Consider the following 24249-nt stretch of genomic DNA (forward strand, 5'->3'; position numbering starts at 1 on the left):
TCTTTTTAAGAAGGCAGGGAAGCTTCCTGGCAAGACTTTCCCGCTCGGGAAAGTAGCGATATTTCTTGATTTCCTTAGCCACTGTACTGGGATGCTTAGTGATTTTTCTGGCAATAGAAGCCAGAGATTCACCGTCCAATAAGCCTTTCTCAATCTTAATGCGTTGGGTCGTTGACAAGTGTTTGCCATCATACTTCGTGTTAGCCATAATGACCTCCTGTGTTGCGGAGGAATCCACTGCCTATTCATTGTACCAAAAAGTAGTGCAAGACTAACAGCATCAAACACGAATTAACTACTGCAATCAAGAACTTACCTTTTCATTTTACCTCCTGTCAATCTGCATCCTTCTTGACTTAGAGTTAAGTCCAGGTGCTATGCTTCTCTTTAGAAGGCTCAGGCTTCCTTCAAATAGTTTATCGAAAGGGGTAATTGGCATGCATGTAAAAGCCTGCCTACATGCCAGGTCATTCCAACCAAGTCCACCGTTATAGCCGGTGCAGCGTTTATCTGTGCAGCGGACAAAGCACCGCCCGGCTAGCAAAAATCACGTGATTCCCGTCGCAGCCCAACAAACTGCTGCCAGAAAATGAAAAGGAGAAAAGAAAATGAGTAAAAAGGCCTTGATTATATCCGCCAGTCCCAGAAAAGGAGGCAACTCCGATATGCTGTGCGATGAATTGATCGCCGGAGCGCTTGCTGCCGGTCACGAAGCCGAAAAAATATTCCTGCGCGACCGGAACATCAATTATTGCACCGGCTGTGGCGCTTGCAACACAACTCATCGGTGCGTGCAAAAAGACGATATGGCGGAAGTCCTTGACAAGCTGGTTAAAGCCGACGTTATCGTTATGGCAACACCTGTGTATTTTTACACCATGGACGGGCAGATGAAAACACTAATCGACCGCACCGTACCCAGATATGCCGAAATCGCCAACAAAGATTTTTACTTCATCGTGACAGCCGCCGATACGGAGCAGTCTAGGCTCGAACGCACGATAGAAGGCTTCCGGGGCTTTACGAACGAATGTCTGACTAATCCCCGGGAAAAAGGCATTATCTATGCCACCGGGGTCTGGCAGACGGGCGAGATTAAAGGCCATCCAGCCATGCGGCAGGCTTACGAAATGGGTAAACAGCTATAAAAAGGAGTGTACAGCATGAACCATACTGATTTATCAAACAGCGTGATTTTTCCCAGAGGTGAAAAACTGCCTGAGATATTTAGCAAAAACTTCAACGGGCAAGCCTATCTGAGAATGCTTTCCGCCAGTGGCGATGAGTGGAACTGTCCGATCGGCAATGTAACCTTTGAGCCAGGCTGCCGTAACAACTGGCACCGGCATCCGGGAGGACAGATTCTGCTGGTTACCGGCGGCCGTGGCTGGTATCAGGAAGAAGGCAGCGCAGCCCAGAAGCTTCGGCCAGGCAACGTCATACGCATCCCGGCAAACGTAAAGCATTGGCATGGTGCGGCAAAAGACAGTTGGTTCGTCCACCTTTCCATCGAAACAAATTGCCAGGCCGGCCCTGCCGAATGGCTGGAGCCTGTATCCACCGCGGAATATGCCAAACTGAAATGAGCGCCTCCTAATTGACCTGACGAAGGAACCGGAGACGCCTCTGATTACTTGAATCCCGCAGATAGCCCGGATTTTTTTCCGACGGTTGCATAATTTACAAGCTATGGGTATATTATAAGAAAAGGACTGACGTGCGCTACCACGCCAGCCCACAGGCTGTCTAACCGGAAAACGGTTAACCCGACGTTTTTAGCCGAAATAGCCGCATTCTTGAACAGGAGCGGCTATTTCCCTTTGGTCGTGACCAATACCATGAGCGTGGCAAATGCAACCGCAAATGTCAAAGCCTCATAGATCGTCATCTTACCACCCCCCTTTCCCGAAAAGGAAGGGGTTGATCGTCCCCCGGGCAGCCTGTCATCACTACTATAAGATATTCCTTCAAATAGAAATATATGTTTACCTTTCCCGTTTACGCCATACCGTTGTCACCGCTCACTAAGGTGACTTTTTATTTTTTCTTAGCGGAGAGTATGCGCGCAAGGTCAACTTCGTCGCCAAGTCATCAGCCTTATAGCCTTTTTAATCATCAGGAAGGATTATTTAAAGCTTCTCAAGCCTTGCAGTATCCTAAATATCCTGCAAGGCTTGAACTACCGGTTAGGAAATCAATGTTAAAATATTTTTTCGCTGTGCTTCAGCGGCCTGCTCGCCGGCACGAATCGCCGCTTTCATTTTACGCACATCCAGGGCAAAAACATCCTGAACGTCCGGCTGAATGATTAAGTCGGCCGCCGGGAGTGTAGCCGTTCGGATGCTGCTCATCATAACGTTATAAGTCGGGAAAAGAAGTTCCGGCAAGTTTTGTGGTTCCTTTGCCAGCATCGGCACATTGACATCAACAGCGATTTTTATGTCCACCACGCCGTCGTCCAATAGATTCACCGGCATATTATTAAGCACACCTCCATCAACCAGAAGAAGTTCCCCCCATTTTACCGGAGGCAAAATCCCCGGTATGGCAGAACTCGCTTTTAACGCGAGCAAGAGCGGTCCCTGCTCATGGACAACCTGGCGGCCGCTGATTAAATCCACAGAGACGGCTTTAAAAGAAATCGCTAACTGTTCGATTTGTTTGGCACAAGCCTCTCTTTCCAATATTTGCAGTAAATATTGATATACCCTGTCGCCTAGCAATCCTTTCTGTCCGATTCCCAGATTGACGCTACGCAAAAGAGGCATCTCGTCAATAATGGCCTCCATTCTTTCCGGAGTAACTCCGCAAGCGTATAACCCGCCAATAATCGCGCCCATACTGGTACCGCAAATAGAATGAATGCCGATTTTTTCACGATGGAATACTTTTAGCACACCAATATGAGCTAATGCTCTTACCGCTCCGCCGCACAATGCCAGGCCTACTTTCTTCAATGAAATCCCTTCTTGTATGAATATTTCTATCCCGTTTTAACAAAATCATCAATAACTTGACTGTCGAGACTCATAGTAGTATATTTCCCGCCACCAGCCGGGTATATTTACAAATAAAAGTGAAAGCGGCTCACATGAAGGTGTTTTTTCAGGAGGTTACCTATGTTTGGCAAAAGGATGCGTCATATCAACCGGTATCGGGAAATTGCAGTTGCGCTGCTCAATCAGGGCTTTGATTATATTGTGGTAGGAATGGGTCTTCCCCAAGCCATTCCCGGTTGTCCCCGTTCGGCAGTTACCAAAGACAATAATAGCGGCTTAGGCGAGCGCATCAGACTACTGCTGGAACAACTGGGGCCAACCTATGTCAAATTAGGGCAAATTGCCAGTACACGACCAGACCTCCTGCCGGCAGAAATCATTGCAGAGTTGGAAAAACTGCAGGATAACGTTCCCGGGTTTCCTTTTAGTGAGGTACGGATCTTGCTAAGGGAAGATTTAGGCGCAGCTCTGGAAGAAAGGTTTTCGCAATTTGACCCGGAACCGTTGGCGGCCGCATCTATCGGGCAAGTACACCGGGCGCAGTTAAAAACCGGCCAACAAGTGGCGGTAAAAATTCAGCGTCCGGGCATTATCGCCACTATTGAAACCGACTTGGAAATCCTGCAAGAGCTGGCCTACCTGGCTGAACGCCGTTTTTCCTGGGCTGCGACTTATCAACTGACAGATATAATTGACGAACTCGCCAAGTCACTTCGCACTGAGCTGGATTATACAATCGAAGCTCGTCATGCCGAAAAGTTTTCAAAATTCTATCAAGAAAATCCTTCTATTTATATTCCGCCGGTATACTGGGAATATTCTTCGCAAAAGGTGTTGACAAGCGCCTATGTTGAAGGAATAAAAATAAACGATCTGGAGCAACTAAAACAACAGGGCTATAATTGCTCCCGCATAGCAGAGCATTTTGCCAAAGAAATATTTCAACAAATTTTTATAGAAGGCTTCTTCCATGGCGACCCGCATCCAGGCAATGTACTGGTATTACCGGGAGAGCGTATCGCTTTCCTGGATTTTGGTATGGTTGGACGTCTTAATCCTGAGAAGAAATACCATTTGGCCTCTCTCGTCATTGGTTTAATGCGTCAAAACTCAGAAGAGCTGACCAAAACAATTTTTCGCATGGGAATCGTCCCTGCCGAAGTTAACCGGGCTCAACTCCGCGACGATATCGACCTGTTAAGAGAAAAATACTATGGAGTTCCCTTAAGCCAAATCAGCCTTGGTACCTCAATCAATCAGATATTTGCAACTGCCCAAAAACATAAGATAAGGATGCCTGCCGATTTGGCATTAGTGGGCAAGACCTTACTTACCATGGAGGGAATAGCAGAAAAACTGGATCCACAGATCAGCATTCTTACTGTCGCGGAACCCTTTGGGAAAAAATTACTACGGGAACGTTTACACCCAGTAACCCTGGGGAAACTGTTATGGCATACGGTAAATGAGCTTAGAGAAGTAGTGTTAAACCTGCCGGACCATGTGCAAGAGCTGCGTGCTGTTGTGAAACAAGGACGTCTGCATCTGGAAATCAACGTACCGGATATAGAGCCAAGCCTAAAGACCCTCGAGCGGATCAGCAACCGTCTATCCTTCGGCATTATTTTGCTGGCCTTCAGCATGATCATGGCCAGTATCATCATCAGTTCCAGCCTCGCCGGCCAAGCTTCCCCGCTTTGGAATATTCCGGTGCTGGAAATTGGATTTTCCATCGCAGTAATTTTATTTCTTTGGCTCCTGTATGCCATTCTCCGGTCAGGCAAACTATGATTGCCGTGCTCCTTTATACTACTCTGTTTATGAAAAAAGAGCTTACGAAATAATCGTAGGCTCTTCTGCATTCTATGATCCCCAACAGGCATTGAAATTGCGGACCTTTAATTAATTTTTTCCGTTCCTCGTAAGCTGACGCCGGGACCCTAATCCATAATGCGTTTTTCGCCGGTGATCTGCTGCAACGGCTGAATATTTTGCGTGACCTCGAGGATACCCAGGAACTCCCCTTGGTCGTCCCGGACGGCGAAATACTGGATATAAACAAACTTATCACCCATTTTGATCCAGAAACTCTCCTGGCCCTTTTTACCGCTTTTTAAATCGGCGGCAATCTGTTCGACAATGTGTACGCTGGCCGGGGGATGGCAGTTTTCCACCTTACGCCCGATAATCGTTTTGGTCCGGTGAAAAATTCTTTCCTTGGCGGTTGAAAAATACTTCACGATGCCATCCTTATCGACAAACGTAATGTCCACAGGCAGATGATTGAAAATATGCTCGATTTCCTTCGGTGTCAGTACGCCGGTAGCGAATTTGATATAGTCCGTATCCTGACGGGAAGTCATTACGGCGGACGGCTCTTCTTTTAATCCGGCCGGAGTCCAATGAAGCTGCGGTTCAATCAGGCAATAACCGATTTGATCGCTGTCGTTCTGGACGGCCAGCCAGTCATTCTCGCTTAGCGTTTCCAGCAGCATGGGAAACAGGATTTTGCTCTCCTTAAAAATCATTTCCCGTACTTGTTCTAGCGTTTTCTCCAGTTTTTCAATAAATTGCTCCCGGTTCGCGGGCTGATAGTGTAATGCAAACTGTTTACTCTCCTTTAGCAGAACCCGGATTTCATCATCAACACCCCACATGACCTTGGGCGGAGCGGTTATGCCATACTTTTCAAGGAACGGAAAAATCAAATTTTCCTTGCGGCTGTAATGCTTGTCCACGTCCCACAGCAAGTTCAGCTTCTCCGCCAACTGGATGGCCAGCGCGGCTGAGCGCTCGGCAGACGCTGCCTTAAACTCCGCCAGCAGCGGATTGATTTCTTCATCGATCAATTTTTCCAAGGCCTGATTTTCATCCCGGTAAATATCCAGCGGATGACCTTGCGGTACGGCTTCGTCCGGTTTTTCACTGAGCGTTTCTTTGAATACGGCGGCATGTACATCGCATAGATTCTGGATTTCGGCAACGTCCATGCCTTCATCAATCAGACTTTGTTCAATCAGGGAAATCTCCGCCGGAGCCAGGTCTCCGGCAACGGCGTCGAAGCGGGGTTTAACCTCCTCTACCGATTTTCCCCGGTGCAGATCCCGCAGAATCTCCTTGATAACCTGCTTACGATGCTCACGATTGTTAATCAACTCACTCATCAGACTATACCTCCTTGTCTCTATTTTATTTTTGGTTTAACTGGAAAAACTATTCTTGATCAATTAGAATAAAAGCAGGACAGGCTGTCCGGCTTTCCTCCTTTATTCTTATTGAGGCTATATCTTGTGAAAGGAGTGGCAAATATATGATCACCGAAGATGATAAAATTGCCGATGTACTGAATCAGTATCCCCTTCTGAAAGAGCATTTACTCCAGCGCTCGCCCAAATTCGCCAATCTGAATAATCCGATCATTTTTAATACAGTGGGCAAGTTCGCCCGGATTAAAGATGTGGCGAAAAATACAGGTGAGGATCTGACAGAGCTCCTGGACTTCTTAAACAAGCATAAAGGCTAGCTGCTTTGGCTACTCTGGCAAGTCCCGTTTTGCCGGGTATGATTATATTTTCCCTTTTTATTCTTGGCTGATGGGTTGGTTTCCCTGCTACCATAAGCGGCGAATTATTTAAAGAAATAGTTAAAGCTGAAATAAAGCAGTTACAAGAGACATAGCAGGCAAACCATCAATAGGCTTCACCCCGAAACCATTAAGGCTCCGGTGTCGACGGAATGCCCGGCTGTATCATTCCCCGTCGGTTACCGGCAGCTACTGGCCTTCTCAAGAATAATCGCCGGGCCTGTCCCGCCAACCTCCCCGCCATGGGTGTAGCCGACCACCGCAAAATCTTCCGACAAACGCCGGGCTAAAGCTTCATAGTTGGGGTCTTTTCCCCGTATGCAGGAGGACAGATGAACCACATCCACCGCTTTTTTCTTTAATGTAGCGATCTTCTTTTCCAGGTCGCCCCCGTTATGGGTAAAAGCGACCAGCTCTACCTCATCACAGTCTCTATAGCGGGCAAAAGAGTCAAGCCGTTGGAAAAATGCGTTCATACACCCGCTGCCCGTACAACGCAGCATCGTTTCCTCCCGCACGATAATTGCTAGTTTCATTCTGCACCTCTTCCTTATTCCTATAACATATCGCTTTCTTGTAATTCTATGCTTCGGACCCGTTGCCTGCAGTGATTCAGGTCACAATACAGCCGCTCACCGGTATATTCCATCATCTTTTGAGTATCTGCCATCAATGATAAGGACGGCCCTGTTATTTTTCCGCACGGAAACTAACAGGACCGTTTTTATCATTTTCGGTTAGAAAGGTTATTGTACTTTCAAAGTAGGTAGACCACTAGCTCAAAGCCGCGACCGTCCAGGAACTGTCAATCCAGGAACACAGCCTTCACCGCTCAGCCGGTTTTAATTCAATCGGAAACCGTATGGTAAAGGCCGTACCTTCACCACAAACGCTGGCCACCGCGACCGTCGCTCCGTGCAGTTCAATGATCTGCCGGGCAATAGCCAAACCCAATCCGGTACCATGACTGGCACGAGATTTATCGGCTTTATAAAATCGCTCCCAGATATAGGGCAAGTCATCGGGGGCAATGCCTGCACCGGTATCGGCAATGATCAAAACCGCTTCGCCACGTTCTTGCATCAGTTGAGCGGTAATTTCCCCGCCTGACGGTGTAAACTTCAAAGCGTTATCCATCAGGATAAGCACCAATTGTGTTAGTCGGTCACCATCACCCTGAATGGGAGGAACGGCCGAATCAATATGGGCAGCCAGCCTGACACCTCGTTGTTCGCTTTTTTGTTTAAGGAGCATCATTACATTATCTACCACCTCGGCCAAAAGAACGCTTTCTGTTTCCGGCATAATACTCCCTGCCTGCAACTGGCTTAAATCCAGTAGTTCGGCAATGAGCTTTTCCAACCGCAGAATCTCGTCCCCCATGACATGATGATATTTGTTGATCTTTTCCTGATCGGTTACGGTACCATCCTGCAGTGCCTGGTTATAGCCATGTATGATGGTAAGCGGGGTTCTCAGCTCGTGGGATACATTGGCCACGAAATCCCGCCGCATCTGATCGGTTTTTTGCATCCGTCCAATATACTCGCCCAGGTCACCGGCCAACGAGTTCAGTGACTGCCCAAGATCGCCTATTTCATCGCCGGCGGCTACCGCTACTCGTCTTTCATAATCACCGCAGGCCATTGCTGCTGCCGTTTCCCGCATGGCCCGCAAAGGCCGCACGATGCCACGAGCCATATAGGCAGCTAATAAAGCAGCAAATAGAATGGCGGCCAGTCCGGCAAGACCAATATAGTAGTACACATGCTGTAGAAAATCATTTATTTCACCAATAGGCGCGTTAATCATGACCGTACCGCTGATTGTTCCATCTGCTTTTGCAAGAGGTACGGCGACAATAAGCATATTTTCTTCGTAATACGGGTGGTAATACGTCCGGGACCAAGGCTTACCGCTATTAGCTTTGATTTCCCGGCTAAGTTCGTCCATCCCCTTGATATCGGCCAAGCTGATCGCTGCGCCGTCCACACCGCCCGACTGCGACTCTTGTCCAATATCCAGAACAACAGCAGATTTCGGACCCTCGCCAGCAGCAGATAGATTCGCTGTTGACTTGGCTTCAGGATTGGGCAGCGGCATCTGCTGATTATCGGGGGTACGAAAGTGCCCTCGCATCATCGTGTGCCGCCCGGAATGAGGATCATCCGTTTTTCCGCTGCTCTCCGTTCCATCCATCAAGTCCAAAACCCGGTCATTCGATTTATGATATGGATCAGTCTGCTCGCGTGTTTGCTGCTGTCCATGCTTTTGCATCATCATGCCCCTGTGCTGATCGGCAAGCTCACAGTCCCACATGGCATGATGCATCGGGCTGGGCTTGCTTGCTGCCGCACCGCGCCTGTTAAGCTGTCCTTCATCCGCCCGTTCCTCGGACACGGTAATCAGGTTTAGTTCATTATCCACCACCCAAACCCTGGCATCCAGAAAATGATCCACACTATCGACAAAATTATATAATTGACTATGAGTCATGTTGCCGTCGTAATAGGCATTGACCACCCGGGCCATTTCATAAGCTTTATCGGAAAGCTCATGCCGTTTTCTATTGATAAAATAATCGCGGATAAGCACAGACCCGCCTACCGTAACTCCGGCCAGCACCAGAATGACTATAATCATAAATGCAGCCATCAGTTTATACTGTAGCGAGAATTTCACTTTCTCACCTCAAATTTATAGCCAATTCCCCAGACGGTCTTTATATCCCAGGGCGAAGCTGGTCCGGCTCCCAGTTTTTTGCGCAAGCGTTTAACGTGGGTATCTACTGTCCGGGTGTCGCCACAGTAGCTGTAATCCCATACTAACTCAAGGAGCTGTTCGCGGCTCAAGACTTTACCGGCGTGTAAAGCAAGCTGCCACAGGACCTCCTTTTCTTTATTGGCCAAGGCCACAGGCTGTCCAAAAGCTGTTATCGTGTGTTCCGCCATATTAATTTCCAGTTCGGGAAACTGAAGAATATCAGAGCTTTCATATTGCGGTGGAACGGCTGTACGCCGCAGTACTGCCTTAACCCGCGCCACCACTTCCTTAGGATTGAACGGCTTAGCCACATAATCGTCCGCACCGATTTCAAGCCCCAGGATACGGTCATCATCCTGGGTACGGGAAGTCAGCATAATGATGGGGACGCTGGAATATTTACGAATTTGCCGGCAGACTTCGATACCGTCCAGGACAGGCATCATGATGTCGAGTATAATCAAATCCGGTCTCACTGCCTGTACTTTTAGCAATGCCTCCGCCCCGTCGGCAGCTTCCGTTGCAGCAAATCCATCCTGAGTAAGATAGATTGATAAAAGTTCCCGGATTGGCTGTTCGTCGTCCACAATCAGCACCCTTTTACCGTCCACCGTTCCACCCCATCTCATAAGGTAATTTCCTTTATTATATCATAGTCCGAATACTGGAAAAGAGCCTGGCGAATGCTGCGCGGCAGGCTCTTTTCGGTATTAAGAATTCTTTAATTACTTACCAGCAGCCCGAACCACGTGCTCCCGTCATACCGTGATGACCATGCAGTCCGCTTGCCATCATGCCAAAACCATAGCTCCCATTGGCCACCTGCTGCTCCATCCAGGCAATTCGTTGATCGGCTTGCTCCTGGGTAAGCCACCCCCACTCCACTTGGCGGGAAAGCATTTGTTTTTCCTGTTCAAGCCGTTGATTCTGCCAAGCAGTGATCTGCGTCTTCTGATCATCGGTCAGATTGCTGTAGGTTTGACCATAATAGGGGCAGAACCCATTGCCGGGACCAGGCGGAGCTTGTACTGGCGCAGCCAAAACGGCACCGGCGAAAGAAACTACTAGCAAAGCGGCCATCGCAATTAAAATTGTTTTTCTCAAGATACTCTCCTCCTTTAAGCTTGTTCTTTTAGTATAGACACTAATTGTGGCGTAGGTTAGGCCAAACTGGGAACAAAGTCGGAACTTTACAATCTCCCTCTGCTGATAACCGACAGTATTTAAATAAATACGAAACTGCTGTCATTAGCAATTCTGCTGGATTTTTACAGTATCATACCACCGTTAGCGGCCATTATCGGCGCGGTTTTAGCTGACGGCTCCAGTGGCGGCAACCTATCGCCCCGGGAGAGACTCCTGTCTTAACGTCAGCGTTACCAGTCAGGTCAACTATGTCCTGCCTCACGGGGGCTATAACGTGCATAGAATACAAGAAGGACTGACTGCTACGTCAGCCCTTCTCTTTTATTAGCCCGCTTGCCCGATAACAAGCTAAATGCAAGCAATGCAGCATTACAGACTACCGGCACAAAACTCCCCTGGCATGCATGACTGGTCCAGGGATTAAAACTTACTAGGCATCCAAAGAGTGCGTAAAGTCTTTTAATACCGGTAGTTTGCCTTTACCCATATGGTGCGGCCCGGTTCATTCACTCTAAAGGAGGAAGCGATGCCCAAAGCCGGGATTGAAGCGCCCGATCGGCTAATAAATTCGGCATAATTCTTGTCAAAAATATTATCCACACCGGCAGCAATTGTAATTTCTTTACTGGCTTTATAGGCCACATTAGCTGAAAGAATGCCAAAACCGCTGCTGGCACCCAAATCGTAACCGACTTCGCTGCCGCTATTTAAATCATAACGGGTTTGCGCCTGAACGCCGCGCCACAATAGGCCCGCCTCCAGCTTCTCTTGACTGTATTTGAGGCCCAGTGTTCCCTCCAGTGGTGGAATTTGGGCCAAAGGCCGATGATCCGAATCATTATTGCCCCGTACATAAGCCAGCGAAGCGGTGACCGTCCAATTTTTATTCAGTGAGTAGGCCGCATCAGCCTCGCCGCCATACAGGGAGGCATCCACATTCTCTGCCGTTTTGGTTGCCGGGTCATTGGCATTTTTAAACAGGATAAAGTCGTTAATATCGGCGTAAAACACCGACAGGCTGGTATTCAGTTTGCCGGAACGGTAAAGGAGCCCCGTGTCAAGCTGGGTGTTCTTCTCCGGCTTCAGGTAAAAATTAGTGTTCCGTTCCCAATAATCAGCCGGCCGTTGGGCATGGCCAAGGCCGATATACGTGGTAACCGGCGCGTTAGCGTGATCATGTTCATAGCGCAGGAAAGCGCCGTAGGTGCGGTCATGATTTTCTGCCGCCGTTTTTTCATTCCTTACGTCCAGGCTGTCGGTTCTCAGTCCGGCCAGCAGCCGGCTGTTATTGGTCAATGGGTGCTTAAACTCGCTGAATAAGCCATAATTGGCAAACGTCAAATCACGGATCAGGCCGGTGGTATAAACCGGGGGATTTCCCATCATTCCCATGGCCCTTCGTCCGGCATGCTCATTTTTTTGATAATCCAGCCCTACTGTCGCTGTGGTGGTCCGACCCAAATTCAAATCTGCCGCCAGCCGCCCCCCGGTGGTCGTCCGGTCAACTTCCATCGCCATTGGCATCATGGCACCAGGCCGCAGCGAATAGTTATCCATCACATGGTCCACATAATTATGAAAGGCTTTGAATTCCAGGTTACGCACCACCGGTGATATGTTTTTCTTATTGTATTTAAAGCTGTAATCATTGCGGTCAAATTGGGGGCCGTCCATTGACCGGCCGCCGTAAGCCGCCTCGGCGCTACTGGTCTCGGCGGTAAATTCGTACAGCGTATCGGCATCGGGCGTCCAGCCGAAGACGCCGGTCAGGCTCTGCCTGGTATAGAACGAATGAACCTTATTGCCGTTGCCGTCGGCATAATCATCGGCATTGGAGTGGGTTTTTATGATTCGCACATAGCCTTTGCTATCACCGGCCGTAATGTCCAGCAGCTCATCATCGCGACCGTTGCTGCCGAACAGTAGGCTGCTGTTGACACGGACGTCCGGTTTGTCAAACCGCTCCGTCTCCCGGTCAAACAATACCGTCCCCGCCACATTGCCGCCACCGTATTTGACCGTTTCCGGTCCTTTTAAAACGGTGATCTTGCTGTACGATTCGGGGAAAACATACGAGGTAGTGGGGTCCATCCGGCCGGGGCAGGCACCAAACTGATAAGTGCCATCCAATAGCACATTAAGGCGCGTTCCTCCCAATCCCCGGAAAACCGGATCACTGCCTGTCCCACCCTGACGGGCAACGGAAAATCCGGGAATATTCTTCAGATAGCCGCCGCCATCAGCCGCCGGCACCGGCTGCCTGGGCGACTTGGGATCGGTTTCCACTGCCAAGGGGTCCTTGACTGCTGACGCGGTAACCACAATCTCCTCCAGCGTAAAGGTGACCTTTTCCTCCTCTGCCGCTCCAGCCGGCTGCGCGCTGGCGGATAGGAGCAACAGGGAAGATACCGCCAGTATCCGTACTTTTTTCATCCGATCATCACCATTCTTATTTAATTTTCCAATCCACAGCATTGTACAAATTAGGGATTAGCGCTATAATTGATTATCATTATCAATTATAGCTGCTTAGGGCTGGACACAATACCATCTTCAAGCACTATCTTGTTGACCTAAAGTACTAAATACAGCACTTCTCTTACAAATATCAGGCTTGCCTGCCTGGGAGGTATCCTATGCCGATTACTCAAATGAAATGGATCGCAGCCATCGTACCGGCTGTCTGCATTGGCCTGTTTGAATTCGCCAGACACGAATACCTACAGGTGATTTCGATGAATTGGGGCAATGTGTTGGTGGCAATCCTGACAGGAATCATCTTTTTCTTATTTTCCCACGGCATCTTCGCCTTAATGGAAAACCTGTACGGCAAGCTGCAGCAGGAAAAGCAGGAAACGGCGGTATTGCAGGAGCGTTCCCGGATTGCCCGCAATTTGCATGACAGTATCGCCCAGTCGCTGTTTTTTATGAACGTAAAAATAATGGACATCGAAAAGGCCTGCAAAAATGGCCAGCAGCCCTGGCCGGCAATTAACGACTTGCGGGAAGCCATCCGGTTTACCGATACCGAACTGCGACAGCATATTTTTGCCCTGCAAACCGTGGCCGCCGATGACAACATAAATCTCATCGCCGCCATGCAGAATCATCTGCACCAGTATGAAGTGCAGACCGGGACCAAAGTCAATTTAGCCGTCACTTGCGCCACGCCAAATCCTTTTAACTCTTATGAACGCAAGCAGCTATTCCATATTTTTCAGGAGTTATTATTTAATATCCGCAAGCATGCCGCAGCAACACAAGTGAATGTCAGCTTAAACGAAAACAGCGAAGCCTTTACCCTGACGATTGCCGACAACGGCAAAGGCTTCATCGCGGCAGACAATCTCCGCAAAAAAAACTCCTTCGGTTATAAACTATTGGAGCAGGATATAAGGTCCATCAAAGCCGACCTCAGGCTATCCAGCAGTCCGGGTACCGGAACCACCGTAACGGTTACGAAAAATAAGAAAAAGGAGCTGTTCTCGTGACCATTAAAGTCCTGATCGTTGACGACCACTTCCTGTCCCGCAAAGGCATCGCCAGCATCCTTGCCGCCAATCCCCTATTTGAAATTATCGGTGAAGCAACCAGCGGAACCGAAGCAATGGAAAAAGCAGTTCAACTGCTGCCTGAGCTCATTTTGATGGATATCCGCATGCCGGACGGCGATGGACTGGAAGCGACCGGCCGGATTAAATCGGCCATGCCCCAGATAAAAATCATCATGCTGAGCGTATCGGACGATGTGCAGGACTTCTTTGAGGCCATCAAACGCGGCGCCCAGGGCTATTTGCTCAAGAATATGGAACCGGAATACTGGCTGGACTATATTGTCAGCATCGCCCAGGGTGAAGCTCCCATCTCCCGGGTGCTGGCAGCCAAAATCCTGCAGGAATTTGCCGGACAGAAGCAGGCGATTGCCGATAGCCGCTTGTCGGAACGGGAACAAGAAGTGCTGCAGCTAATCAGCCAGGGGCTTAGCAATAAAGAGATCAGTGAAACGCTATATCTCAGTGAAAGCACGGTAAAAAATCACCTGCGCAATATCCTGGATAAACTCCATGTGCAAAACCGGATGCAGTTGATTGCCTTTGCTTATAAAAATGGTCTGGTTGAACACTAGCCGGAGTAAAACTAACTAACCCAGGTTCCCCAGCCTTGATCCGCAAAGCTGGAAAACCCGGGTTAGTTATTCGAGGGATACTTCAACAATCCTGTTCCCCTGGTCCTGACTGCTGTACCAATAGACCGAGTATTCCTGCTTCCATTTTAAAAAGATAAATTAACATTGACATACGGAAAGGAGTGGAATAATATATCTTTAGAACGGCTGTACCAATTTTGTCAAATCGGTACAAATAAATCGAGGTGAAAATTTTTGCGTAACCGTATTCTGCTAGCAGCATTTGAAGAAATGAATCTCCGAGGCATCAAGTTTACAATGAGCGATCTTGCCAGACGGCTGAATGTCAGTAAGACCTCTTTATATGATCACTTTGCCTCTAAAAACGAATTGATTCATCATATTTTAATTACAGTCATTCAAGATATTGAAAAACAGGAAGAGGCGATCTATCATAATTCTGAATTGACCTTTGCCGAAAAAATATCCGGCTTACTGAAAGTAGCGCCAACAGTGTTTGGTCCTATCAACAATGATCGACTGTATGATGAACTTCACCACTTTTACCCTGAAGAATTCCGGATGATAGATATATTTAGAGAACAACACCAACAACGCTTTTTATCGCTTATTGTTCAAGGTATCGAAAATAATGCCGTCCGGCCTGTCAATTTAAAAGTACTCCATCAACTTATTGACAGTGCGTTGAATGACCTGTTCTCTTACCGTTTTCTCTCCAATAGCAACATGACCTACCCGGATGCCCTGTCTGCTATGGCAGATATTATCGTCAATGGATTACTGCCCAAAAAAGAGTAAGCACATATGCCGGATGTTTTAAAATCGCGTGGGTACGCGATTTTAAAACGCCTCTCTCGACCACAAATACCAAAAATGTAATTCCGGTACTGGCCGTATTTACTCTCGCTCCCAATATCCGGTTATTACACATAACCCTTGGCTACAGCAATAAAAACTCTGACCCTCATGATAAATGCCCCACCCTTCAAAACCACTGTTAAGCCAAAACAGTTAACTGCCTTTTGCATACAGAAAGGAGGTACATACATGCGCATCATCATACAGGATGTGCCAGTTTTCGCCGATTCCGCCTTATCCAAGGAAACAATTCAGCAAATTGCCACAGATCTTATCCAATCATGGGCCTGGGAGGGCAGACATCTCGGAAAAATTGAACTGATTTGCGATAAAAATTGGGTTCATGTCTGCACATATGAGAAAGCCTCCACTAAGCTTATCCCCAGAAAAAAAATAACATTGAGGAGTGAAATAATGAAGCAGCTAAACAAGTTGCCCCGGTTAACCAAAAAGAAATTATACTATACTGCAGCGGTCATCATCGTAAGCGTCTGTGTCATAGGTGGTTTCCTCTGGAACCAACACAGCCGCCCCCCTGTGATTACTAAAGATATCCCCATAGTACGTACAGCGGTAATTGGCACAACAGCCAACGCACAGGGTTATACTTATTCGGGCGAGGTGCGCGGACGCTATGAAAGCCAGCTTGCCTTTCAGGTAAACGGAAAAATTGTAAAAAGAAATGTTCAACTGGGAAGCATTGTAAACGCCGGAGACGTACTCCTGCAAATTGATGCCAGAGATGTTGTGCAAACGGTAAATAACTATTCCGCGCAGGTAGATTCGGCGGAATCACAACTGCAATTAGCGGAGAGCAACCTCAAACGCTACCGGGAATTGCTGGACGGCGGCGCTATCAGCCAATCCCAGTATGACCAGTATGCCAATGCTTACAACGTGGCGATTGCCGGCGTCCACCAGAGCCGGGCGCAATATGCGCAAGGTGCAAATCAACTGGATTACACCCTGTTAAAGGCCGACAAACCCGGTATTGTATCCGGTATCGCTGCTGAAATAGGCCAGGTAGTCAGCGCCGGGCAGGTTATCGTTACTGTCGTGCAGGATGGCGAGCGGGAAGTGGAAATCAGTGTGCCGGAAAATCGGATTGAAGAACTGCGCAAGGCGGAAAAAATACAGGTTTCCTTCTGGGCCTTACCCAACGTAACTGTCGATGGCAGGGTCCGGGAAATATCCCCGATGGCCGACCAAACTACCCGGACCTTTAAAGTACGGGTTAGTGTAATCAACCCGCCGCCGGCAATGAATTTAGGCATGACCGCCGCTGTTACCTTAACTGACAGCGCGTCACAGCCGGCCATCAATATTCCCGTAGCGGCTGTTTATCAAACCGGGAATGCGACACCCGCCGTCTGGATAGTAACTGACAACGCAGTAACCCTGCGTTCCGTTCAGACCGGTAATTACGGCAAGGACAATACCGTCCAGATACTTAGCGGCCTACGCCAGGGTGAGCGGATCGTCATTGCCGGGGTACATAAACTGACCGAAGGGCAGACAGTGAACATCGGCGGTGATTCACTATGAAAGGGTTCAACCTGACTGAATGGTCCCTCAACCATAAACAGTTTGTTTTTTTCTTTATCATTCTCTTTTTCATCGCCGGTATTTTTTCTTATAAAAATTTAGGCCGCATGGAAGATCCTGATTTTACTATAAAACAAATGGTAGTTGTCACTGCCTGGCCGGGAGCCACTGCCAAACAGATGGAAGAACAGGTTACCGACAAAATCGAGAAAAAATTGCAGGACCTGCCGGGGCTTGACTATTTAAAAAGCTACTCCACCCCGGGAACCACAGTAATTTACGTTAATCTAAAAGACTCTGTGCCGCAAAAAGAAGTACGCAGCAAGTGGCTGGAAGTGCGTAATATGGTCAACGACATAGCCGGCACTTTTCCCACCGGAGTTATGGCTCCACAGTTTAATGACCGATTTGATGAAGTGTATGGCGTGGTATTTGCCCTGACCGGGGATGGCTATACATATGAGGATCTGCGCGAAAAAGCGGAAAAAATCCGGCGGATGTTACTCGATGTCCCTCATGTGAAAAAGGTAAATCTGCTCGGAGTACAAACAGAAAAAATTTATATTGAAATTGAAAATAACAAGCTGGCGCAACTGGGAATTGACCCGAATCTTATTGCCGCCACGCTGCAGGCGCAAAATGCCATGGCCCCGTCTGGCATGCTGGAGACAGCAACCGATAATATCTACTTACGTATTACCGGCATGTTCGAAAACCTGGAAGATATTCAAAATACCCCTATTCAGGCCAATGGCCGCACCTTCCGCCTAGGCGATATCGCGACCGTTACCCGTGCCTATAGTGAGCCATCCGACCCCAGATTTTATTATAACGGCCAACCTGGCATCGGTATTTCCCTGGCGATGGAGCCAGGCGGCAACGTTCTTGTTTTAGGGGGAAATATAGAAAAAACAATTGAACAGGTAAAAAAAGAACTGCCGGCCGGCCTGGAGATTCATCAAACCGTCAATCAACCTAAAGTGGTGGAAAACTCCATTGACGAATTTGTAGAATCACTGTTCGAAGCCATCGTTATTGTTCTGATTGTCAGCTTTATCAGCCTGGGTATGCGTTCCGGCATTATTGTGGCTTTATGTATTCCGCTGGTTATCGCGATCGTATTCACCCTTATGAATTTGTTTGGTATTGATCTACATCGAGTTTCTCTGGGCGCACTTATTATCGCCTTGGGGTTGTTAGTGGATGACGCGATTATTACCATTGAGACCATGGTTGTTAAGCTGGAGCAAGGCTGGAGCCGCTTTAACGCCGCCTGCTTTGCCTATACTTCCACGGCCTATCCCCGCTTAACCGGCGAACTGGTAACCTGCGCCGGCTTCATCCCGGTAGGCTTTTCCGTCGGCAGCGCCTCGGAATATTGTATCAGCATCTTTACGGTTGTCACTATTGCCCTGCTGGCCTCCTGGCTGGTCGCCGGAACCGCTATTCCGTTGCTAGGCTATATGTTTATTAAAATAAAACCGAAAGGTGACGGTGAAACCGAGCATGATCCTTATGCTACGAGCTTTTATCAAAAGTTCAAAAAACTTCTAGTCTGGTGCCTGACCAATAAAAAGACCGTATTGATTGCCACTGCGGCTGTTTTTATCGCTTCTATTGGCTTATTGGGAATGGTAAAGCAGCAATTCTTCCCCTCCTCCACCCGCCCGGAACTGATTATCCAACTGGAACTGCCGGAGGGTTCCTCCATTAAAAGCACCGATGCCGTTGCCCGTCAGTTTGCGCAAAAACTGGAAGGCGATCCGCAGATCTCCTATTATACCTATCACGTGGGCGAAGGCGCTCCCCGTTTTGTGCTAAGCTTTGACCCAACAGCTTACAAGCCAAATTTTGCCGAATTTGTTATTGTGGCCAAGGATACCAAAGCCCGGGACCAACTGCAGGCTACCTATCGCGAGCTGTTACTCAGTGAATTTCCCAGTGTGCAATTTCATACCAAGGTTCTCAACGTCGGACCATCGTCCGACTATCCGGTCATGCTGCGCGTAAAAGGCTACGACGCGGATAAGGTTCGGGATATTGCCGAGCAGGCACGGACGATAATGGCCGCCAATCCCCATACCCGTAATGTGAACCTGAAATGGAGTGAAAAAAGCAAGATTATGCATTTAGCCATCGACCAGGATAAAGTCCGCAAACTGGGCATTACCTCACAGGCGCTGGCGACCGCGCTGCAGATGCAGCAGTCCGGAGCGGACATTACCCAATTCAGGGAAACTGATAAAACGGTCAATATGGCTCTCCGCTTTAATGCTCAGGACAGAAATAATCCTGCTGCGGTGAAAGATTTCAACATTCCGCTTGGCAATGGGCGATATGTCCCGCTGGATCAAATTGCGAAAATCAGTTTCGAGACAGAGGATGGTCTGATTTACCGGCGGGATTTAAAACCTATGATCTTGGTACAGGCGGAATTAAATTCCGAAGCTGTAACCGGCGACGATGTGGCAGAACAAGTATACAGCAACCTGGCTGACCTGCGCGCAAGCTTGCCGTTTGGCTACAGCATTGAGTATGACGGACCCAAAGAAGACAGTATTAAATCCGTCGGGTTTCTGGTTCAGCCGATACCTGCTATGATCATTGCGATTATGATTCTTTTAATGATCCAGTTGCAAAGTATTCCCAAAATGATTTTGACCTTGCTTACAGCGCCGTTGGGCATTATCGGCGTCGCTGCCGGCCTGGTTCTTATCAACAGTCCGATGGGTTTTGTCGTCCAACTAGGCATCCTGGCTTTAGCGGGGATCATTATGCGCAATAGCGTTATCTTGATGGACCAGATAGAACAATTGCTGGCATCCGGCGAAACTCTCTGGGACGCTATTATTAATGCCACCGTCATTCGGCTGCGCCCCATCCTTCTGACAGCCGCGGCGGCCATTCTAGGGATGCTCCCGTTGGTTTCCAGTATCTTCTGGGGGCCGATGGCCATCGCCATTGCGTCGGGATTAATGGGTGCCACCGTTTTAACCCTCATGGTATTGCCGGTCATGTATGCTGCCTGGTATAAAGCGAAGCCTGATACCAGTGTACAAAGTTCTGTAAGTTCCACCACCAGCAGCCATTCTGTTTAATTTTTCAACTGCCGGATGTCCGTTACTGCGTATCCCAGCAAAACCATCGCGGCCCTTTTCACAGATTAGTTTCATTGACAGCGGTGAATACGGCGTAATGGCAGGCACTGTTAACCTCACGGCATCGCCCTGTCCCCGGCTGTTTTGGCTGGTAACACCTCCAGCTATTGTAATATGGAAACTAGTCCCGCCAAGAGGAGGCTACGATGCCTTATGACTCACTTGCCTAAAGGGGTGTGCTACGCATGCACGATTTGAAAGGTAAAATTCTTGCTGCTGCCAAGAGGCGCTTTTCCCGCTTTGGGTTTCAAAAAACTACCGTAGATGAAATCTGCCGTGACTGTCAAATCTCTAAAAAAACCTTATATCAGCATTTTTCCAGCAAAAATGAATTATTTCAAATCTTGTCTGCCACGGAAATTGAGCGAGTCCGGCAATCCTTGTTGGCGCAAGTACAGGCACAAGCAAATCAGTCTCCCCTTCAGCAGTTAACCCAACTATTGCAGGCAATGATTGTCTATTGGCACGACGACCAATTTATCATGACCATACTTAAAGACAATGATCCGCTATTTCCTGCTTTCCGGACGGATTTCGACTATCAGGCTATGCTAGAAAAAGCAATGCTCCCCCTGATTGCAAGGATAATCAGCAACGGAAAATCGCTGCACCATTTTCGTGATGTCGATGAAGCAGTTGTCTCTCCAATCATACTTAAGCTGGTACAAATGATTATTTCATCAAAGGACCTTGGCTTTGCTACTCTCTCCAAAGCGGATTTTTATGCAGCGCTGCTCACGGACCTGCTGATCAACGGACTTACCGAAAAACAATCCTCGAATTGAACCCATCTGCCTGTTCCTATTGACCAAGAATGAATAACCTAACGCGGAGCAGCTTTCTGGTCCCCGCCTAAAATGAGGAGGTGTCGGTGACATGGAATGGCTTGGGCTATCCTGGTGGTTTTCATTAGGCGTCGTATTGATTGCCCTCATATTGTACACCGCAAACATACTGTGTGCTTTTTCCCGGTGGTACTGGCTCCCGTCTGATGATGAAGATGCCTCGGAACGGTATCGTCATCAATGCCTGGGTAAAGGAAAAAGCGAGGCCCCTTTCGATATTACGTTAAAAAAGAAAAACTGTTAGCAAATATGGACCGCTTAATTCAGAAAGTAAAGCACTTGCGGCGAACCGGGCAAGAAGTCGCCTTATTGACGCAGCAAACCGGCTGGAAGGAAGCACACCTTTAAGGGAATTCAGAACCATTGGTAGTATCAATTTATCAGAACAAATGATAAATTGATACTACCAGTTGAAAGTAAGGTGGACATCGTGCAGCTGCCGATGGATCAATATGGTCTTGAGAAAGAACGTCTGCTACAGGAATTTAACCGTATCAGAACCTTTTCTATTGATATGGCAGAAATACCTGTCTGCGCAGCATCAGTGCTTGCAGGGCAAAGCCTGCAGCAAGCCTGGACTAAGGGGGATCTGACCTTACTCCCTGTCGCCATCTATCGGAACAACCGATTTCTTCTTATTGCCCTTCACAAAGAACGGCTTCACCCCGGAGATACGCTGCTTGTGTTTGGTCAGCTTTCCTCCATCCAGGAATTAAAACGGTTAGCCGCTCCCACATCAGCCTATGGCTAAGCATCCTGTTAGTTATGAATCGGCCAAAAAAAATTAGATAAATATATAAGTTAAGCAGCGAGAGGGTTTGCCACCTGTGTAAAGCAGGGGGCATAAACCCGACGTCATCCTGGGCTATGACTGCAACCTTTCCGAGTGTTTTCCTATTTGTCACCGTTCGCTCAGGCCTCGAAATCAATTGCAACCACTTGAGCCCGAATCTCTTCAATATACTTTCCCACTTCCACATGCGCCGGATGCGATATATAGGCATCAAGATCTTCTTTGGAATCAAAGTGGGCAATCATGACTATATCGTAAGAGATAGGCGCACGTACGAAATCCACTCCGATTGTTATATTCCGCAAATACTTAATCTGCCCTTTCATGCCCAGCAGACGATTTTTCAGCGCGTCAATACTTTCTTTACCGGTATCATTTAACTTTAATGCAACAATGTGTGTAATCATATTTGAGAACCCTCCTCTTGGGCAAAACAGCCCGGTGTATTATACTTCGAGTTACAGAGATTAATTCGGTTGTTGGGATAAACCAGCAAATTAGTCAACATCAATCTTGCTATAGCTTTCGAAACTGATCAGCGTCTCCGAAGAGAGAAAAGTAATCCGGAACATCTTCAATGCCCCTCCCAGTCTGCCCCAGGCTGCTACAACCCCTGTTCTTTATCTCCCGCTTTCAGGCAATCCATTTTATAAATTGATCATTCTTCGTTGATCAATCGTTATTCTTCATACTATCACATCAAAATCAATTGCGATAACGAATAATATTGATTAGGTAGTTCGATAAAATCGATCAATGCTTCTAAGTCGTGGCTTCTCCTTATTAAAAAATAATCCGACCCGGGACACAAAAACACGGTTTATACGGGACTACCCGTATAAACCGTGTTTCTTTATTTTGATTATCACATATACTCTTTCTAAAGAAAAGCTGTAGCCTACCCCCTACAGCCGAATTACCATTTTTCTTTGCAAATCTCCAAAAATGCCGCTAACGCCGATGATACCCATTTATCTTTGTGGTACACTACCTGAATCAGAAGATTTAAATCAAGTCCGCGAAAATTAAGTTTCTTCAATTGATTAGACCTGACTTCGTCCTCCACGGCAAACAGGGGCAGCAGCGTTACTCCCAGACCAAACGCAGACAGGCATTTTAACGTCTGAATGCTGCCACCTTCCGACATCAGTTGCAATGAAGCACCGGTATTCTCCAGCGCTCTTTGAAAAAGCGCCCGCCAACTGCAGCCTTCTCCCGTCATCAGAAGCGGATACTCTGCCACGTCTTCCGCATATACATGTTCTTTTCCGGCCAAAGGATGCTCTGATGATGTCAAGAAAGCAAATGGCGCACTTCGTTCCTTATCCACGACAAATTCCGGAACCGACAGACTACGGTCAATTAAAATGGCCACATCAATCTGATTTTCTCTAAGCGCGGACTCAAAATCACACCAGGAACCCATTTTTATCGCAAGCTGCACATCGGGATACCGGCGATTGTATTCGTGCAAAATTTCCGGCAAGAAAAAGGTACAGATCGATTCATGGGCGCCCACAATTAATTTCCCTTTGGGCAGCTCCGACGCAGAAACCGAGCCTTTGGCTCTTTCCCAGAGATTGATCATTTGGCGCGCATGCATTAAAAATTCCTCGCCTTCCGCCGTCAGGGATATCTTTTTACCCAGCCGCTCAAACAGACTGACCCCTAATTCCTTTTCCAGCAACTGAACCTGCGAGGTAATCGACGACTGTACATAGCCGAGCTGTCCGGCTGCCCGTGTAAAACTATTCAATGTTGCAACCGTTACAAACGCCTTTAGCTGCTTAATATCCATATTTCTATTATCATCTCATTTGTCGATTTATTATCAGTAAATCATCTTATATCTCGATTTATTTTTTATATTATCATATAGCGACACGAAACGCCATCCCTTCAGTCCGTTTTGCCAGCGCTACATCATACAGGTCCTGGGCGGCGGCAGTTCGCGCCTGGCGGGACTTACCTTTGCCATCCTGCGCATTGCCTTGAACAAAGCCTTTCATGAAAAAATCCTGCACCGGTCAAATTGCTATAAAAACGACAAAAAAGGCTTTACGAAAGTATCGTAAAACCTTTGAAATATCAATGGCGACCCCGGCAGGATTCGAACCTGCGACCTTTTGATTCGTAGTCAAACGCTCTATCCAGCTGAGCTACGGAGTCATCTCGTCAGCCATTAACCGGCCAACGAAAATTATTATATCACTTTTAAATAAGTAGTGTCAACTACTATTATTATATTTTCTTAAAATACATCAGCGGTCCCGTTCATTTTATTCACAGGCCGTGGATATCTTAGGGGAAAATGTCCTGTTTATTGTAGATAACTACTGTGCATAATGGGAGGGTAAAACAGTTATTCAGCAAGTTGTCCACCTTTTGCACAGGTTTATCCACAGAAACAAT

At 47.7% G+C, this 24249-nt stretch carries 23 protein-coding genes and 1 tRNA gene; 12 read left to right on the top strand and 12 right to left on the bottom strand.

Features of this window, described 5'->3' with window-relative positions:
- Positions 1 to 208: helix-turn-helix domain-containing protein (locus tag F3H20_RS16465; RefSeq protein WP_149735975.1), on the bottom strand; the 208-nt coding region annotated here is incomplete at its 3' end.
- Positions 209 to 608: 400 nt separating this feature from the next.
- Between F3H20_RS16465 and F3H20_RS16470 the strand changes: the two genes are divergently transcribed.
- Together F3H20_RS16470 and F3H20_RS16475 are read left to right on the top strand one after the other, a co-directional pair.
- Positions 609 to 1148, top strand: a complete 540-nt coding sequence (locus tag F3H20_RS16470) for a flavodoxin family protein (protein WP_149735976.1) — start codon at positions 609 to 611, stop codon at positions 1146 to 1148.
- Positions 1149 to 1163: 15 nt separating this feature from the next.
- Positions 1164 to 1586, top strand: coding sequence for a cupin domain-containing protein (locus F3H20_RS16475; RefSeq protein ID WP_149735977.1), 423 nt, complete (start codon positions 1164 to 1166; stop codon positions 1584 to 1586).
- Between the two features lie 600 nt (positions 1587 to 2186).
- On the opposite strand, the gene F3H20_RS16480 is transcribed toward F3H20_RS16475, so the two are convergent.
- On the bottom strand, positions 2187 to 2957 hold the full coding sequence (locus tag F3H20_RS16480) for a patatin-like phospholipase family protein (protein WP_188128378.1): 771 nt from the start codon (positions 2955 to 2957) through the stop codon (positions 2187 to 2189).
- Positions 2958 to 3119: 162 nt separating this feature from the next.
- Between F3H20_RS16480 and F3H20_RS16485 the strand changes: the two genes are divergently transcribed.
- Positions 3120 to 4790, top strand: a complete 1671-nt coding sequence (locus tag F3H20_RS16485) for an ABC1 kinase family protein (protein ID WP_149735979.1) — start codon at positions 3120 to 3122, stop codon at positions 4788 to 4790.
- A gap of 149 nt (positions 4791 to 4939) precedes the next feature.
- On the opposite strand, the gene F3H20_RS16490 is transcribed toward F3H20_RS16485, so the two are convergent.
- The gene (locus F3H20_RS16490) at positions 4940 to 6163 is read right to left on the bottom strand and encodes a DUF438 domain-containing protein (protein WP_149735980.1); all 1224 of its coding nucleotides are present in this window, start codon (positions 6161 to 6163) and stop codon (positions 4940 to 4942) included.
- A 146-nt stretch (positions 6164 to 6309) separates the two neighbouring features.
- Here F3H20_RS16490 and F3H20_RS16495 point away from each other — a divergent pair, with 146 nt between their 5' ends.
- The gene (locus F3H20_RS16495; protein WP_149735981.1) at positions 6310 to 6522 is read left to right on the top strand and encodes a DUF1858 domain-containing protein; all 213 of its coding nucleotides are present in this window, start codon (positions 6310 to 6312) and stop codon (positions 6520 to 6522) included.
- 239 nt (positions 6523 to 6761) lie between these two features.
- Here the strand turns inward: F3H20_RS16495 and F3H20_RS16500 are convergent, their stop codons facing one another.
- From F3H20_RS16500 to F3H20_RS16520, 5 genes are all read right to left on the bottom strand, one after another.
- The gene (locus F3H20_RS16500) at positions 6762 to 7118 is read right to left on the bottom strand and encodes a CGGC domain-containing protein (RefSeq protein WP_149735982.1); all 357 of its coding nucleotides are present in this window, start codon (positions 7116 to 7118) and stop codon (positions 6762 to 6764) included.
- 289 nt (positions 7119 to 7407) lie between these two features.
- Entirely contained in the window at positions 7408 to 9264 is a 1857-nt protein-coding gene (locus tag F3H20_RS16505; protein WP_149735983.1) for a HAMP domain-containing sensor histidine kinase, read from the bottom strand.
- The gene (locus F3H20_RS16510) at positions 9261 to 9974 is read right to left on the bottom strand and encodes a response regulator transcription factor (RefSeq protein ID WP_149735984.1); all 714 of its coding nucleotides are present in this window, start codon (positions 9972 to 9974) and stop codon (positions 9261 to 9263) included. The genes F3H20_RS16505 and F3H20_RS16510 overlap by 4 nt, the downstream gene beginning before the upstream one ends.
- Positions 9975 to 10074: 100 nt before the next feature.
- Positions 10075 to 10449, bottom strand: coding sequence for a DUF2680 domain-containing protein (locus F3H20_RS16515; RefSeq protein WP_149735985.1), 375 nt, complete (start codon positions 10447 to 10449; stop codon positions 10075 to 10077).
- 501 nt (positions 10450 to 10950) lie between these two features.
- Positions 10951 to 12924 carry a TonB-dependent copper receptor gene (locus F3H20_RS16520; RefSeq protein WP_149735986.1) on the bottom strand — a complete coding sequence of 658 codons (1974 nt, stop codon included), beginning with the start codon at positions 12922 to 12924 and terminating at the stop codon, positions 10951 to 10953.
- A gap of 203 nt (positions 12925 to 13127) precedes the next feature.
- On the opposite strand from F3H20_RS16520, the gene F3H20_RS16525 reads away from it, so the two are divergent.
- From F3H20_RS16525 to F3H20_RS16560, 8 genes are all read left to right on the top strand, one after another.
- Positions 13128 to 13982 carry a sensor histidine kinase gene (locus tag F3H20_RS16525; protein WP_149735987.1) on the top strand — a complete coding sequence of 285 codons (855 nt, stop codon included), beginning with the start codon at positions 13128 to 13130 and terminating at the stop codon, positions 13980 to 13982.
- Positions 13979 to 14617 (top strand): response regulator, encoded by a 639-nt coding sequence (locus F3H20_RS16530; protein ID WP_149735988.1) that lies wholly within the window; start codon positions 13979 to 13981, stop codon positions 14615 to 14617. Before F3H20_RS16525 ends, F3H20_RS16530 begins: the two co-directional genes overlap by 4 nt.
- 255 nt (positions 14618 to 14872) lie before the next feature.
- On the top strand, positions 14873 to 15436 hold the full coding sequence (locus F3H20_RS16535; RefSeq protein ID WP_149735989.1) for a TetR/AcrR family transcriptional regulator: 564 nt from the start codon (positions 14873 to 14875) through the stop codon (positions 15434 to 15436).
- A 474-nt stretch (positions 15437 to 15910) separates the two neighbouring features.
- Positions 15911 to 17041 (top strand): efflux RND transporter periplasmic adaptor subunit, encoded by a 1131-nt coding sequence (locus F3H20_RS16540; protein WP_149736002.1) that lies wholly within the window; start codon positions 15911 to 15913, stop codon positions 17039 to 17041.
- Positions 17038 to 20139, top strand: a complete 3102-nt coding sequence (locus F3H20_RS16545) for an efflux RND transporter permease subunit (protein WP_149735990.1) — start codon at positions 17038 to 17040, stop codon at positions 20137 to 20139. Before F3H20_RS16540 ends, F3H20_RS16545 begins: the two co-directional genes overlap by 4 nt.
- Positions 20140 to 20384: 245 nt before the next feature.
- Entirely contained in the window at positions 20385 to 20984 is a 600-nt protein-coding gene (locus tag F3H20_RS16550) for a TetR/AcrR family transcriptional regulator (RefSeq protein WP_149735991.1), read from the top strand.
- A gap of 91 nt (positions 20985 to 21075) precedes the next feature.
- Positions 21076 to 21288 carry a hypothetical protein gene (locus F3H20_RS16555; RefSeq protein WP_149735992.1) on the top strand — a complete coding sequence of 71 codons (213 nt, stop codon included), beginning with the start codon at positions 21076 to 21078 and terminating at the stop codon, positions 21286 to 21288.
- A 186-nt stretch (positions 21289 to 21474) separates the two neighbouring features.
- Positions 21475 to 21795, top strand: a complete 321-nt coding sequence (locus tag F3H20_RS16560) for a TrkA C-terminal domain-containing protein (protein ID WP_149735993.1) — start codon at positions 21475 to 21477, stop codon at positions 21793 to 21795.
- A 161-nt stretch (positions 21796 to 21956) separates the two neighbouring features.
- Here the strand turns inward: F3H20_RS16560 and F3H20_RS16565 are convergent, their stop codons facing one another.
- From F3H20_RS16565 to F3H20_RS16575, 4 genes are all read right to left on the bottom strand, one after another.
- Complete coding sequence (locus tag F3H20_RS16565; RefSeq protein ID WP_149735994.1) at positions 21957 to 22244, bottom strand: Dabb family protein; 288 nt, start codon at positions 22242 to 22244, stop codon at positions 21957 to 21959.
- Positions 22245 to 22753: 509 nt separating this feature from the next.
- Positions 22754 to 23635: a LysR family transcriptional regulator gene (locus F3H20_RS16570; RefSeq protein ID WP_149735995.1), complete on the bottom strand. Its 882-nt coding sequence runs from the start codon at positions 23633 to 23635 to the stop codon at positions 22754 to 22756.
- Positions 23636 to 23708: 73 nt separating this feature from the next.
- Positions 23709 to 23846: a hypothetical protein gene (locus F3H20_RS20005; protein ID WP_188128379.1), complete on the bottom strand. Its 138-nt coding sequence runs from the start codon at positions 23844 to 23846 to the stop codon at positions 23709 to 23711.
- Positions 23847 to 23929: 83 nt separating this feature from the next.
- Positions 23930 to 24006 (bottom strand) — tRNA-Arg (locus F3H20_RS16575).
- Positions 24007 to 24249: the final 243 nt, after the last annotated feature.

Origin of the sequence: Propionispora hippei DSM 15287, assembly GCF_900141835.1 — a bacterium.
Classification (GTDB): Bacteria; Bacillota; Negativicutes; order Propionisporales; family Propionisporaceae; genus Propionispora; species Propionispora hippei.

What these genes read in the sequence shown, in the direction of transcription:
- F3H20_RS16470 (WP_149735976.1), top strand. Translation starts at nt 609, where the DNA reads ATGAGTAAAAAGGCCTTGATTATATCCGCCAGTCCCAGAAAAGGAGGC.
- F3H20_RS16475 (WP_149735977.1), top strand. Translation starts at nt 1,164, where the DNA reads ATGAACCATACTGATTTATCAAACAGCGTGATTTTTCCCAGAGGTGAA.
- F3H20_RS16485 (WP_149735979.1), top strand. Translation starts at nt 3,120, where the DNA reads ATGTTTGGCAAAAGGATGCGTCATATCAACCGGTATCGGGAAATTGCA.
- F3H20_RS16490 (WP_149735980.1), bottom strand. Translation starts at nt 6,163, where the DNA reads ATGAGTGAGTTGATTAACAATCGTGAGCATCGTAAGCAGGTTATCAAG.
- F3H20_RS16495 (WP_149735981.1), top strand. Translation starts at nt 6,310, where the DNA reads ATGATCACCGAAGATGATAAAATTGCCGATGTACTGAATCAGTATCCC.
- F3H20_RS16500 (WP_149735982.1), bottom strand. Translation starts at nt 7,118, where the DNA reads ATGAAACTAGCAATTATCGTGCGGGAGGAAACGATGCTGCGTTGTACG.
- F3H20_RS16510 (WP_149735984.1), bottom strand. Translation starts at nt 9,974, where the DNA reads ATGAGATGGGGTGGAACGGTGGACGGTAAAAGGGTGCTGATTGTGGAC.
- F3H20_RS16520 (WP_149735986.1), bottom strand. Translation starts at nt 12,924, where the DNA reads ATGAAAAAAGTACGGATACTGGCGGTATCTTCCCTGTTGCTCCTATCC.
- F3H20_RS16525 (WP_149735987.1), top strand. Translation starts at nt 13,128, where the DNA reads ATGCCGATTACTCAAATGAAATGGATCGCAGCCATCGTACCGGCTGTC.
- F3H20_RS16540 (WP_149736002.1), top strand. Translation starts at nt 15,911, where the DNA reads ATGAAGCAGCTAAACAAGTTGCCCCGGTTAACCAAAAAGAAATTATAC.
- F3H20_RS16545 (WP_149735990.1), top strand. Translation starts at nt 17,038, where the DNA reads ATGAAAGGGTTCAACCTGACTGAATGGTCCCTCAACCATAAACAGTTT.
- F3H20_RS16550 (WP_149735991.1), top strand. Translation starts at nt 20,385, where the DNA reads ATGCACGATTTGAAAGGTAAAATTCTTGCTGCTGCCAAGAGGCGCTTT.
- F3H20_RS16555 (WP_149735992.1), top strand. Translation starts at nt 21,076, where the DNA reads ATGGAATGGCTTGGGCTATCCTGGTGGTTTTCATTAGGCGTCGTATTG.
- F3H20_RS16565 (WP_149735994.1), bottom strand. Translation starts at nt 22,244, where the DNA reads ATGATTACACACATTGTTGCATTAAAGTTAAATGATACCGGTAAAGAA.
- F3H20_RS16570 (WP_149735995.1), bottom strand. Translation starts at nt 23,635, where the DNA reads ATGGATATTAAGCAGCTAAAGGCGTTTGTAACGGTTGCAACATTGAAT.
- F3H20_RS20005 (WP_188128379.1), bottom strand. Translation starts at nt 23,846, where the DNA reads ATGAAAGGCTTTGTTCAAGGCAATGCGCAGGATGGCAAAGGTAAGTCC.